This window comes from Candidatus Tectomicrobia bacterium (genome assembly GCA_016192135.1).
Taxonomy (GTDB): Bacteria; UBA8248; UBA8248; order UBA8248; family UBA8248; genus 2-12-FULL-69-37.
The window spans coordinates 303343-316531 of record JACPUR010000041.1; the positions used below are offsets into that span (position 1 = coordinate 303343).

Here is a 13189-nt window from a genome sequence, read left to right on the forward strand (position 1 = left end):
ATGGCGCTGTCCCTGAAAGAAAGCCAAGCGCTGACTGAGTTAGCGGACCGTCTTTATCCGTTCCTGCCGGGCAAGCCGCATCCGTATGCGGACCAAAGCCTTTCCTTTCCGGGGGTGGCGGCAAAGCTTGGGCTTGCCGGGTACTGGCCGGCAGGAAGCAAGGGTCCCGCCATTACAAGACTCCTCACAGCAACGCTGGAAACGGAACGCGGGCGGTTTTGTCCGCTCATCCTTGCCATCGTGCAGCAGGGCATGGCCTACAGGATGAAGAAAGACCCCGTGACGCGCGAGGAGATTGAAGAGGTAAACGCGATAATCCTGCGCGTCGGATTTAAAATTCCGGAGCTGCTCGACCCAGAATTTCTAAACGGGTTGCCGAGAAAGGACAAGAGCAAGTCAGCAGATACGAGCGCACCTGATCCCAAGGCTATCGCTGATCTTCAAAAAAAGCTGACGGAGCTTCAAGCCGTAAATGCGGTGGAACGTGGATTTGCTTTCGAACGGCTCCTCTCGGAACTGTTCGGTCTGTATGGACTGACTCCTCGGGGCGCCTTTCGTCTGACTGGCGAACAGATTGATGGAAGCTTCGAACTGGAGAGCGATGTTTATCTCCTGGAAGCCCGCTGGCGAAACGAGCGGGCGACAAATGCTGACCTCCTGGTTTTCGCGGGAAAAATTGCTGGAAAGGCGCAATGGTCACGGGGGCTCTTCGTCAGCTACGCAGGATTTAGCGAAGACGGACTTCAGGCATTTGGCCAGGGGCGGCCGACCAACCTAATCGGTCTGGACGGCCTTGATCTCTATCACATCCTGTCCGGTATGCTGGATTTGCGGGAGGTCCTCCGGCGCAAAGTGCGCCGCGCCGCCGAGACGAACCGCGTCTTCGTGCCGGCAAGAGAATTATTTGAGAATGTAACCTGACAATATTTTAGCAGTTCGGCGCACGGATTCACTCGCCCGGGCCGATTGTATGAAATCCTCTTCTTTGGCAAAGTGTCTCCCGCCCATGTAGAGCCACCGCCCCGGAGGCCCGATGGACGCCGCCGAAGCCTATTTTCGCGATCTGCGCGAAATCCGCCGCACCGGCGCGGGCGTGGCCGAACTTTCCTACTATGGTCCTCTCCGCAACCTCCTGAACGAGATCGGGAAATCGCTCAAACCCCGGGTGAATTGCGTCATGCCCCTCGCTGACCAGGGGGCCGGGATGCCGGACGGCGGGCTGTTCACCCGGGACCAGTTTCAGCGCGGGAGGGGGGAACCTCTCCCCGGCCAGATACCCGCCCGGGGCGTGATCGAAGTAAAGTCCACCAAAGAGGACGCCTGGGTGACGGCGAGCGGGAAGCAGGTCTCCCGCTACTGGAAAAAGTACCGTCAGGTCCTGGTGACGAACTACCGGGATTTCGTTCTCATCGGCCAGGACCAGGAAGGCCGTCCCGCCAAGCTCGAGTCCCTCCGCCTCGCCGGGAGCGAGGCCGAATTCTGGGGGACGGCCTCCCGCACCATCGCGCAGAAGGAGGGCGAACGCCTAACGGAATATCTCAAGCGCGCGATGCTCCATGCCGCCGCACTCGCCGACCCGCAGGACCTCGCCTACTTCCTCGCCTCCTACGCGAAGGAGGCCAAGGCCCGCATCGAGGGCTCTGATCTTCCCGCCCTCGGGGCCGTGCGCGAAGCGCTGGAGCAGGCCCTCGGCCTGAAATTCGAGGGTGAGAAGGGGGATCGCTTTTTCCGCTCTACCTTCATACAGACCCTCTTTTACGGCGTCTTTTCCGCCTGGGTGCTCTGGGCCAAGACCCATCCGCCCGGAAGCAAAGAGCGCTTCCACTGGCGCGAGGCGGCGTGGTCCCTCAAGGTTCCCATGATCCGCGCGCTCTTCGAGCAATTGGCGACTCCCACGCGGCTGGGGCCGCTTGGGCTGGAGGAGGTGCTGAACTGGACGGGGGCGGCGCTCGACCGCGTGGACCGCGCCTCCTTCTTCCAGCGCTTCGAAGAGGGGCACGCCGTCCAGTATTTTTACGAGCCCTTCCTCGCCGCCTTCGACCCGGAGTTACGGAAGGAACTCGGCGTCTGGTATACGCCTCCGGAAATCGTGCGCTACATGGTGGAGCGCGTGGACGCCGTGCTCCGCGCCGAACTCGATATTCCGGACGGCCTGGCCGACCGCCGCGTCTATGTTCTCGACCCTTGCGCGGGGACGGGCTCCTACCTCGTTGAGGCGCTGCGCAGGATCGCCGACACCCTGCGGGAAAAAGGCGGAGACGCCCTCCTCGGGGAGGACGTGAAGCGCGCGGCGATGGAACGCGTCTTCGGCTTCGAGATTCTGCCCGCCCCCTTCGTGGTTTCTCATCTCCAGCTTGGCCTCCTGCTCCAGAATCTCGGTGCACCTCTCGGGGATACCGAGCGCGCGGGGGTGTTCCTCACGAATGCCCTCACGGGCTGGGAGCCACCGGAGGAACCCAAGACAAAGTTTCTATTTCCGGAGTTGGAAGCCGAGCATGACGCAGCGGGGAAGGTAAAACGGGAAGTGCCCATTTTGGTAATCTTGGGGAATCCTCCTTACAACAGTTTCGCCGGGGTGGCAGTCGGTGAGGAACGAGACCTCTCCACCGCATACCGCACCACGCAACGAGCTCCAGCCCCTCAGGGACAGGGGCTCAATGACCTCTATGTTCGATTCTTCCGAATGGCGGAACGCAAGATCGTGGACAGAACAGGCAAAGGAATTGTCTGTCTTATCTCCAATTATTCCTGGCTTGATGGGCTGTCTTTTCCCGGCATGCGCGAGAGATACCTTGATGCGTTTGACCACATCTGGATCGACTGCCTGAATGGGGACAAGTACAAGACAGGAAAGCTAACTCCTGAGGGCGAACCGGACCCCAGTGTCTTCTCGACCGAATTCAACCGGGAAGGTATCCAGGTGGGGACGGCCATCGCTTTGCTTGTCCGGGAGGGGAAGCCGAGAAAGACTGGTGAGGTCCGGTTCCGCCATTTATGGGGCAAGAACAAGCGCGCCCGACTTGTTGAGACCGCAGCACAGGATGGCAAGAGTCTATACCAAACGGCGACCAGCCCTGCTGAACTCGGTTTCCCCTTCATGCCTGTGCGGGCGCAATCCGCGTATTTTGGGTGGCCCCTTCTTCCAGAGGTATTCCCTGTCTCCTTCCCCGGGGTCAAAACCAGCCGGGATAATGTGGTGGTTGACATTGACCGGGAGCGGTTGGCCCGACGCATGGAGCAATATTTTGATCCGACGATCAGCCATGAAGAAATGCGGCGCATCGCCCCAGGGGTAATGGCGGCCACCGCACGGTTCAAACCAGAGGCAATCCGCGACCGACTTCTAAAGCGGGGCTTCTTGCCGAACAACATTGTTCGGTGCTGCTATCGCCCCATGGACGTGCGGTGGCTCTATTGGGAGCCCGAAACAAAGTTGTTGGATGAAAAACGAAGCGAATATTTTCCGCACGTCCGGGAAGGCAATATCTGGATGAGCGCGGGCCAGCGGAACCGGAAGGAAGCATTCTACCAACCGCAGGTTACCACTCTCCTAACCGACCATCATATCGTCGAATCGAATGTTAGCATGTTCCCCCTTTTTCTCTTTGATCCCATCTTTGCCGGGGACAAATCGGGTGGGCAAAAAGCCAATCTGAGCCGGGAGGCTGAGAACTACCTATTGAAGATCGGAGGGACTGAGCGGGATCTCTTCTTTCATGCCATCGCAGTTCTTCACGCTCCAGCGTATAGCAGTGAGAATGTGAGTGCGTTGCGGCAAGACTGGCCGAGGGTGCCGCTTCCCGCTTCGAAGGAAACCCTCCTCGCCTCGGCGGAACTGGGCCGGAAGGTGGCGGCCCTCCTCGACACGGAGAGTCCCGTCCCAGGCGTCACGGCGGGGAAGCTGCGCCCCGAGATGCGCTCCATCGCTGTGGTTTCAGGATTTGGGGGCAAGAAACTGAGCGCGGCGGACCTGGCGGTCACGGCAGGCTGGGGCCACGCGGGAAAGGGGGGCGTCACCATGCCGGGCAGAGGGAAGGTTATGGCTCGGCCCTACGAACCCAGGGAGCGGGAAGCCATCGCCGAGGGGGCGGAGGTGCTGGGCCTCACGCCGAAAGAAGCTCTCAAGGGGCTGGGCGCGGATACACGGGACATTTACCTAAACGACACGGCGTATTGGAAGAATATCCCCGAAAGAGTGTGGGATTACCATATTGGGGGCTATCAGGTCATCAAGAAATGGCTGAGCTACCGCGAGCGAGACCTCTTCGGCCGCGCCCTCACGGCAGATGAGGCGCGCGAGGTGACGGACATGGCCCGGCGGATCGCGGGCATCCTCCTTCTGGAGCCTGCCCTTGATGCGAACTATCAGGCCATTAAGGGAGCGGCCTTCGTTTGGGGAAACGGCTCCTTGGTCTGCTCCCCGAATCTGAGTCCACCCTGAATGCGACTTATCTTGTCGTTGTGAGGGTCCCCCAAAACCTGGTCCGGGCAACGGGTGAGTTTTCTGGCCCCCAAGGGGGGCGGGTACCCGCCCCCCTTGGGCGAACTCGCTGGGCGTCCAGTTGCCCGGGGACGAATGCGGTCTGACCTCGTTGTAATCCCTTCGCCACGCCTCAATCTTGCCCCGGGCGTCTTCCAGGGACAAGAACCAGTTTACACTCAGGCATTCGTCCCGCAGCTTCCCATGGAAGGACTCGGCAAAGGCGTTGTCCGTGGGCTTTCCCGGCCGGGAGAAGTCCAGCGCCACCCCGTTCTCGTAGGCCCATCGATCCACGGTCTTCGAGTAGAACTCGGGGCCATTGTCACAGCAAATCCGCTTCGGCGCGCCGCGCCGGTCCTTGAGCCCGCCCAGAAGGGCGGCGACCTCCTCCCCGCGGATGCTTGGCGCCACCTCGACCCCCAGGCACTCCCGGCTAAAATTATCGACCACCGTCAGGACCCTGAACCGCCGCCCGTCGAAGGGGACGTCCGACGTGAAGTCCATGCTCCAACATTCCGTTCAGGGCTCCGGCCTCGGGCTTCTCGCCCCGGACCTGGGTGCGGGGATGCCGCCGGGGGCGCTTGGCCCGCAGGTTCAGGCCCTCCTGGCGGTAGAGCCGCCAGACTCGCTTGTGGTTCACCCGCCAGCCCTCCCGGCGGAGGAGGACGTGGATCCGTTTGTAGCCCCACCGGACCCGGACGGCGGCCAGTTCCCGGATCCGCATCCTCAAGGCGGCCTGCGCGGAGGTTTTTCCCCGGTAGCGGTGGCTCGAGCGGGGGAAGCGAAGGGCCCGGCAGGCTCGCCGCTCCGAGACCCGGAAGCCCTCGGCCAGGAACTCCACCAGGGGGCGCCGCTGCACAGGCCTTAGAATTTTTTTCGGAGGACCCCCTGGAGCATGTGCTTGTCCAGGCTCAGGTCGGCCACCATCTGCTTGAGCTTGCGGTTCTCCTCCTCCATCTGCCGCAGGCGCCTGAGCTCGCTGGGGCCCAGACCCCCGTACTTCTTCCAGCGGTAGAACGTCGCTCGGTGACCCCCAGCTGCCGGATCACCTCGGCCACCGAAACCCCCGTCTCGGCCTGCTTCAGCGCGAAGGCGATCTGCTCCTCGGTGTACTTCGACTTCCGCATGGCAAAACCCTCCCCGCTTGGGTTGGAATTCTGCCAGAAACCCTCACTTTATCCCTGGCTCAAGATCTTGGGAGAACGTCATCCGAATAGCAGGGCCAGTAGCTCATCCCCTCGCCCAACTTGGCCGGATTCCCCGGGGCGATGCGGATCTTCGGGTTGATGAGGGCGGGCTCGGGGCGGCTCCATCCCGCGACGGCCGGCAGACCCGAACCGACGTACAGAAAGCCCTTGGGGATGGAATACGGTCCAATCTTGACGGGGGTGTTGCGTCCCAGCCAGAGCCTGTCCGCCTGCTGGGCACTTTTCTCAGGGGTAAGACGGCTAGATGAGCTGTATCGTTGGGGACTGGAGATCTCGATGGAGAACTGCGGGGCGGCCTTTGGGGCGGCCCGCGTCGAGGTTGGCTTCGCTCTTGAAGCTGGGGTGATGGCAGCCTTCAGAACCTTGAAGACGACCCAGACCACCACGATGAAAATGATCCATTCCATCGTCCGGGAGCCTCATTTCTGTGAAGCCCGAATTTGATCTAATCCATAAATTTTACGAAATTATTGAAACAAGGGCAATCGGTCGAGCGTCGTCTCGCCCAGAGCTTGATCTAGTAGTTCCTTACAGAAGTTCAGTCTGATTTTTGAGATCGAACTGCAGCTTTCCGCGTCCAGCATCTGGAGGAGGGATTAAAGAGGTCTAGCGGAATTGAACTCCCCGCGAGGCCTTTGGACCGTCATTCGGATCCTTCATTCTTTGCCGGAACTTTCCCTACCGGCCAGGTCGATGCGCTCGGTTTAGGGCCGGCAAGTCCACTTGTCCGCTTTCTCGGCTTCTCCAGGCGCATTCTTCACGCCATTCGTAATGGATTCGTCTTTCTTGTCCCTTGCTGCCTTTCGACCGTGACCCGAGCTTACTATGGTATGATGACGAGTGGGAAAGACCCCGGATTCCTTGTCCATCCGCAGAGGAGGCCGGATGAGAGAAACGCCGCCGATCTCAGCGCCTGCGATGGACGCCATTCTCCGCTTCCTGCCCCTCTTCGAATCGGCGGACTTCCAATCGGGCCGGTGGGTGCTAAAAAAACCCGGGGGCGGCGGCGCGCTGACCTTTCCCTATTATGAGTACGGGCGCGACGTCGGCGAGTTCCTCGGCGCCCTGAACGACAACGGCTGGATCATCCCCTTCGACTGGCTTGCCTGGCAGGAGGAGGCGGCGAAGTACGTCGATTCACCGGCGTTGCTCGAGACCGCGGACGCCGGGACCCTCCGCAGGCTCCTGACCACCCATGCCCGCATGGAGCGGTTCTGCGACGGCCACCTCGCCGACATGCTCGGGCGCGGCCACATCGCGGCCGTTCTCGGGCGCCTGGCCCGCCTGCGGGAAGATGCCCTCTGAAGCGGGCTTCCCCGACCCGCTTCGTCCGCGTTTTCGTGCCGAACCAGACCAGGATAGCTTCCTCGGGAGATCGACCGATCCCCAAGAAGAGAGAGACGTCTGTGTGCGTCCGGTCGAATGGTGGCGGGATCACTTCAAACAGAAAGCCCGGCGCCTCGCCACCGGGCTCGGGCCCCGCATCCTACGAAGGGCCGCGAGGGCCTCGGTGCGGGATGCCAGGACCGGACAGTATCTCCTTCCTATAGGGGATCAACACCCTCCTTTTTCTCCCCCGGATGACTCCGAAAGAGCTCCCCGCTCGCTCAGCAGCTCTCCGATTCCTGGAAGAAAATTCCCCCACCGCCTATGGCGCATCACGCATGCGGGCTGAGGGGCTGGGAATCTTCGCGGGGCACAGGCGGATTTCCCCGCCTCTTGGTCCTTCGGCGCATCATCTCCTCGACGCGCGACTCGACTTCCTGCGCCAGCCGTGACGGCCGGGGGGTTGTCTCCTTTAACCGAGAGAATTCGCTGGCGATGCGCCTCTCGAGTTCGCGCCGCGGGAGGCTCAGGCACTCCCTCATGAGCGCGTCCGCCTCACCTTCCTTCCAGCGACAGCGACGAGGCAGCTTTGCGTCATAGGTTTGGGCGCAGAACAGGTATCCGCAGATGGTTCTGCCTTCGTGCCGGACGGTGAACCCCTTGCCCGTTTTCTCGGCACGGGCCACCCACAGCAGGAGATGGTCGCGCAGCAGGACCAAATGATCGTAATGGAGCTTTTCTTCCGGGGACTTGGGCCCGTCGACGAAGGCCTCGCCGCTCTCCGGGTCCAGGACGATGTCGTCCGGGTGCGGCAGGAGATCCGGGTCCGGGAGGCCTTCGCGCCGGTGCTCGGCGAGCGCCTCTTCGCCTTTCTGCTTGAGGATCTTGAGATCGGCGTAACGCTCCGCCTTGAACCGCAGATGTTCCTCCTCGATGCGCGCGAGGCGCTCCAGGAACTGTTTTTGCGCGAGCCGATTCCCCTTGAGCGCCAGCATGATGGAGGCCCGGTAGACCGCCTGGGCCGCGGGCAGCTCGACCGTCCGCCCGTTCTCGAGCAGGGTGATGAGGCGGTAGGCCTCCTCCTGCAGGAAGCCGTCCGAGGGAGCGTCGGACAGGCGCTGCCGGCGCGCCTTCGGCTTGCGCGGCCGGCCGTTCGGGTTGCCCGACCGGCCCTTGGCGAAGCGGCTCGCGGCCGGAGGCTTCCTATAGCCGACCTCGTAGCCACGCCCCGGAGCGGTCCGGCCGGGCTCCGCGGCCTCCGCCCCGGGCATTGTGCCTTCTGACTCATGAGGTTCGTGGATTTCGGTCATGCCACTTGGTCCTTCCCTACGGGCGCGTGCATACGGTGTTCCTCGGCTTCCTCGAAGCGCTCCCCCGTCGCAACCAGGGTCGCGTGCCGGCCGGTCAGGATCTCCCAGCGCCGGACGATGGTGTCGCAGTAGGCGGGGTCGTACTCCAGGAGCCGGGCGCGGCGGCCCGCCTGCTCGGCCGCGATCAGGGTCGTGCCCGAGCCCCCGAAGCCGTCCAGCACCATGTCCCCCCGCCGCGTACAGTCGCGGATGGCGTCGGCGACCAGGGCGACCGGCTTAACCGTGGGGTGCATGGCCAGCTCGGCGCTCCGGTCCGCCCCGAAGCTGTTCACGCCCGGGTAGTCCCAGACGTTGGTGCGGTAGCGCCCGGTCTCGCCGAGGCCGAAGGTGTTGAGGTGGGGGGCGTCTCCCACCTTGAACACGAAGACCAGCTCGTGCTTGGAGCGGTAGAAGGTCCCCATGCCGCCGTTGGTCTTGTTCCAGACGCAGAGGTTCTTGAGCTCGCTGAAGGCCCGCCTCCCCGCCGCCAGGAGCTCGCCCATGTGGCGCCAGTCCATGCAGACGAAGGCGATCGCCCCGTCGCGGCACGTCCCGGCGGCGGCGCCGAGCGTCTCCGCCAAGAAGGCCGTGAACGCCGGCTCGGACATCTCCCCGACGCCCATGGCGAACTCCCGGTGGCGCACACGGCCCAGGCCGCTCACGTGGCCGTCGATGGGGACGTTGTAGGGGGGATCGGTGAAGATCATGTCCGCCGTCTCGCCGCTCAGCAGGGTCGCGTAGTCGGAGGGAACTCGGGCGTCGCCGCAGAGCAGCCGGTGGCGGCCGCATTGCCAGAGGTCGCCGCGCCGGCTGACCGCCGCGGCGGGCGGGGGCGGAATCCGATCCGCCGGCCCGGTCGGGCCGGAGGGGTCGCGCTCGCCCGCCGCGTCCAGCACCAGGTCCACCTCGGCCAGGGAGAAGCCGGTCAGTTCCACGTCGAAGTCGAGGTCGACGAGGGCCTGCAGCTCGACCGCCAGGAGGTCCTGGTCCCAGCCGGCGTTCAGCGCCAGCTTGTTGTCCGCGATGACGTAGGCCCGCCGCTCGGCGGGCGTCAGGTGGGACAGGCGGACCGTGGGCACGTGGGTCATGCCGAGGAGCTCCGCCGCCGCCACCCGGCCGTGCCCGGCGAGGATGGTGCCGTCGTCGGCGACGAGGACGGGGTTGGTGAAGCCGAAACGGGCGATGCTGTCCGCGAGCTGCCGGACCTGGCGCTTCGAGTGCGTCCGGGCGTTGCCTTTGTAGGGCCGGAGGGCCGCGACGGGCCGCTCCTCGATGCTCCGCGCCCGGTTCCTCGGATCGGATGGTTCCTCTCTCATGCAGGTCCTCGTCGGGCGGTGGTGTCGCGGTGATGATCCGGATGCATCTGGGTGAGCTTCTCGGTGAGCTTCTTGGTGCGGTTCGAGGGAGATGATTCCCGGCTCGAGGGGGGGATGTCAAGAGGAAAGTAGGGGGACGGTGATTTTTGTCAATCGTGAGATTTGGCGCGGGCTGCATCGAATCCCATCACGTTCCAGCTGCGGGATCGGAAGCGGGAGAATTATCCCTGATCGTTTCCGATTTGCTCATGTCAATCCCATCTAAGTGCGCTCCGATCCCGCTTGCCGGATCGAAATTCCCACTTCGATCCCGCTTGGCGGGAGATTTTTCCCACTTCGCGTCCCGCCAATCCCGTCGGGATCTCAAGAGGCTTGCGCGGTCGTGGATGCCGTCTTCCGTGTCATGGCCCTCCGCGCAGGCTGCGACCGGAGCCGGCAATGGCCCGAGCGAGCACCCCGCAAGCGCAGGATTGGCGGGTGATTTCATGACCGGTGTCCGGATGGCGATGTGGCGGCTGTGGCCGACAGGATGGAATCAGTGGGGTTGTCGGCGGGCCGGGATCTCGGTGGTTACAGGGGACTGGCGTCTTCCCTCTTCGCCGCCGGGCGTTACCCTGTTCCTTTGTGCAAATTCCCTGTTCTGCGTTGGAAGATTCCCTGTTTCCTCGCATAGGGAATTCGACGTAAAGTGCAAGAAAGCCGAGTGTTTCCAGGGGCAAAAGGCGCTGGGTGTGCCGTGGACGGAGAGAAATTCCCTGTATTTTCCCTGTTTAACAGGGAATTGGGCGGAGAAAGGTTCGCAGCGGACTGCACCCACAGCCAGTTTTTCCCAATAAAAATCCCGACGCCTTCAATGGCCGCCGCGCCGGCTGTGTGGGATTTGGCACGTGCTCCCTCTCGCGCCGTTCCTCTCTCCGGCGATCGCCGCCTTTACCTTCTCCTGAAGCCGACAAAGCCTTTTCGGATGTTTTGGTTTTTCGCTAAAACCATTTATGATCCGCTTCGATTAAAAGGCGTTTGGATGAGCCGTCCTCCGGATGTCAAAGGACATCCCCTGAATTCACCCGGGATCTCCGGACGCTGCCGTTCCGGGCGGGCGTTCCGCCGAGCCGCCTCCCTTCAATCTTGCCGCTTTCATCTTCCACCGTTCGTATGGGAGAGGCGTTCCCAAACGGGCGGCGCCGCGCGGTGCATCCCGGATGCGGCATCCAGGGCGGCTGGCGGAAAGCCGATGGAATCCACCTGAGGAGAACCAAGGAATGTTGCCGCATCATTCCCGGCTGATAGATGCGCAGGCTCGTTCAAGCCGTTTCCGGGCTCGATCGGGGGGCAGCCTGCTCTCCCTCGGCGGGACAGATTTCCATGGAAAGGAGGGAAACCATGCAGCCATATGATCCCGAGCAAGTGTTACGGGAGCTGCAGAATCGCTTCCGCGACTTCAAGGGCTTGAAGTTTCTCCCGATTGTCCTGGCCGGACTTCTCCTGCTCTTGCTTTGGACGGCTTGGTTCACGGTGCAGCCCGAGCAGACGGGCGTTGTTCAGCGTTTCGGAGCCGTGGTCCGGACGGTGGGCCCGGGCCTTCACTTCAAGCTACCGCTCGGCGTCGAGACAACCCGCTTGGTTCCCACGGCCCGCGTCCTCAAGGAGGAATTTGGATTCCAGACGGTGGCGCCGGTCGCCGGCCAGCGGACGCAGTACAGGGACAGCAGGGCGTTCAAGGACGTGTCCTTGATGCTGACGGGGGACCTGAACGTAATCGACGTCCAGTGGATCGTCCAGTACCGGATCGAAGATCCGATCCGGTACCTCTTCCGGGTCCGCGACACGGGGCAAACGATCCGGGACATCTCCGAAGCCGTCATGCGCCGGGTGGTGGGCAACCGGCTGGGCAGCGATGTGCTCACCGTCGGCCGCGTGGCCATTTCCACGGAGGTGAAGAAGGAGATGCAGGAGATTCTGAACACCTATGACACCGGCGTCCGCCTGGTTACCGTGGAACTCCAGGACGTGACCCCGCCGGATCCCGTGAAGCCGGCCTTCAATGAGGTGAACGAGGCACGTCAGGACAGGGAGCGCACGATCAACCAGGCCGAGGAGCAGGCCAACCGGGAGATTCCCAGGGCCCGGGGAGAAGCTTTAAAAACCATCAGCGAGGCCGAGGGATATGCGCTCGAACGTGTCAACCGGGCCACTGGAGAGGCCCATCGGTTCGAGGCGGTGCTGGAGGAATACCAACGCGTTCCGGAGGTCACCCGTCGGCGCCTCTACCTGGAAGCCATCAACGCCATTCTGCCCGCGGCCAGGGCTTTGTACGTTGTCGATAGTGATCAGAAGGCCCTGGTGCCGTGGCTCCCCCTGGAGTCGGGGCAGGCGCCCGCAGCGGGAGGAAAATAGCCATGCCAAGAATTCTAACGGGTATATTCGGAGCCTTAGTGGTGGTGGGCCTTCTCGTTCTCTCCGGGACTTTCTACACGCTGGAGGAGGGCCAGCAGGCCATCGTCCTCCAGTTCGGCCGCCCCGTGGGCGAGCCCGTCACGAAGGCGGGCCTCCACGTCAAACTCCCCTTCATTCAGGAGGTGCGCCGCTTCGAGAAGCGCCTCCTCATCTGGGACGGGGACCCGAACCAGATCCCGACCAAGGGGCGGGAGTTCATCTGGATAGACACCACGGCGCGCTGGCGAATCGTCGACGCCAAGAAGTTTCTGGAGAGGGTGGCCACGGAGGCCGGGGCCCAATCCCGGCTGGACGACATCATCGATTCCGTGGTCAGGGACCAGGTTTCCTCCAGCGAGCTTGTGGAACTGGTCCGAAGCGCCACGTGGGAAGTTCCCCAGGGAGAGGCCCTGAAGGAAGTGCCGGCCGAGCAGGCGAAGGAGCTGGTGAAGGAGGTGGCGCGCGGGCGGGAGGAGATCACCCGGGCCGTCTTGACGGAAGCCCGGAAGGTCATTTCGGAGTATGGAATTGAACTGGTGGACGTGCGAATCAAGCGCTTGAATTACGTGGACAGCGTCCAAAAGAGGGTGTTCGACCGGATGATCTCGGAGCGCAAGCGTATTGCCGCCCAATTCCGGTCCGAGGGAGAGGGCCGGAGCGCCGAGATTCTGGGAAACATGGAGAAAGAACTCCGCCAGATCCGCTCCACCGCCTACCGGCGGGTGCAGGAGATCCGGGGGAAGGCCGACGCCGAGGCCACGCGCGTGTACGGCGGCGCCTATGGCCGCGATCCGGAGTTCTTCGCCTTCTCGCGCACCCTGGAGACCTATAAGGACGGGCAGAACAAGAACTCGGTGATGATCCTCACCACGGACAGCGACTATTATCGGTATCTGAAGGAGGCCAAGCCCGGGGCCCAGCCGCCGACAGCGCCCCTCGACGCGCGCAAAAAATAAAGCCTCTGGCCGCCGAAGCGGCACGTGAGCGCGGCCTCCGGGACGGGCTGAGCCCCTGCGCGCGAGGGAAGCGGGCCATTCTCGGCGCTATCTACCGGCCGCCCAAAGGAAACATGCAGTT

At 63.0% G+C, this 13189-nt stretch carries 8 protein-coding genes and 1 pseudogene; 5 read left to right on the top strand and 4 right to left on the bottom strand.

Features of this window, described 5'->3' with window-relative positions:
- Nucleotides 1–429 precede the first annotated feature (429 nt).
- Both HYZ11_18850 and HYZ11_18855 read left to right on the top strand, forming a co-directional pair.
- Entirely contained in the window at nt 430–921 is a 492-nt protein-coding gene (locus tag HYZ11_18850; protein ID MBI3129672.1) for a hypothetical protein, read from the top strand.
- 112 nt (nt 922–1033) lie between these two features.
- Nucleotides 1034–4441, top strand: a complete 3408-nt coding sequence (locus tag HYZ11_18855) for an N-6 DNA methylase (GenBank protein ID MBI3129673.1) — start codon at nt 1034–1036, stop codon at nt 4439–4441.
- Between the two features lie 99 nt (nt 4442–4540).
- Here HYZ11_18855 and HYZ11_18860 read toward each other — a convergent pair.
- Together HYZ11_18860 and HYZ11_18865 are read right to left on the bottom strand one after the other, a co-directional pair.
- Nucleotides 4541–5607: pseudogene (locus HYZ11_18860) on the bottom strand (IS3 family transposase).
- Nucleotides 5608–5666: 59 nt separating this feature from the next.
- Nucleotides 5667–6095: a TerB N-terminal domain-containing protein gene (locus tag HYZ11_18865; GenBank protein MBI3129674.1), complete on the bottom strand. Its 429-nt coding sequence runs from the start codon at nt 6093–6095 to the stop codon at nt 5667–5669.
- Nucleotides 6096–6573: 478 nt separating this feature from the next.
- Between HYZ11_18865 and HYZ11_18870 the strand changes: the two genes are divergently transcribed.
- Nucleotides 6574–6993 (top strand): hypothetical protein, encoded by a 420-nt coding sequence (locus tag HYZ11_18870; protein MBI3129675.1) that lies wholly within the window; start codon nt 6574–6576, stop codon nt 6991–6993.
- 353 nt (nt 6994–7346) lie between these two features.
- Here HYZ11_18870 and HYZ11_18875 read toward each other — a convergent pair whose 3' ends face one another.
- Entirely contained in the window at nt 7347–8285 is a 939-nt protein-coding gene (locus tag HYZ11_18875) for a hypothetical protein (GenBank protein MBI3129676.1), read from the bottom strand.
- Nucleotides 8286–8320: 35 nt separating this feature from the next.
- Nucleotides 8321–9679: a site-specific DNA-methyltransferase gene (locus HYZ11_18880; GenBank protein MBI3129677.1), complete on the bottom strand. Its 1359-nt coding sequence runs from the start codon at nt 9677–9679 to the stop codon at nt 8321–8323.
- A gap of 1380 nt (nt 9680–11059) precedes the next feature.
- Here HYZ11_18880 and hflK point away from each other — a divergent pair.
- A complete protein-coding gene (gene hflK, locus HYZ11_18885; GenBank protein MBI3129678.1) occupies nt 11060–12073 on the top strand; it encodes an FtsH protease activity modulator HflK in 1014 nt (337 codons plus the stop codon).
- Nucleotides 12074–12075: 2 nt separating this feature from the next.
- Nucleotides 12076–13068 (top strand): protease modulator HflC, encoded by a 993-nt coding sequence (gene hflC, locus HYZ11_18890; GenBank protein ID MBI3129679.1) that lies wholly within the window; start codon nt 12076–12078, stop codon nt 13066–13068.
- Nucleotides 13069–13189 lie beyond the last annotated feature (121 nt).

Coding starts and splice junctions, on each gene's coding strand:
- HYZ11_18855 (MBI3129673.1), top strand. CDS start 1,034: ATGGACGCCGCCGAAGCCTATTTTCGCGATCTGCGCGAAATCCGCCGC.
- HYZ11_18865 (MBI3129674.1), bottom strand. CDS start 6,095: ATGGAATGGATCATTTTCATCGTGGTGGTCTGGGTCGTCTTCAAGGTT.
- HYZ11_18870 (MBI3129675.1), top strand. CDS start 6,574: ATGAGAGAAACGCCGCCGATCTCAGCGCCTGCGATGGACGCCATTCTC.
- HYZ11_18875 (MBI3129676.1), bottom strand. CDS start 8,285: ATGCCCGGGGCGGAGGCCGCGGAGCCCGGCCGGACCGCTCCGGGGCGT.
- HYZ11_18880 (MBI3129677.1), bottom strand. CDS start 9,679: ATGAGAGAGGAACCATCCGATCCGAGGAACCGGGCGCGGAGCATCGAG.
- hflK (MBI3129678.1), top strand. CDS start 11,060: ATGCAGCCATATGATCCCGAGCAAGTGTTACGGGAGCTGCAGAATCGC.
- hflC (MBI3129679.1), top strand. CDS start 12,076: ATGCCAAGAATTCTAACGGGTATATTCGGAGCCTTAGTGGTGGTGGGC.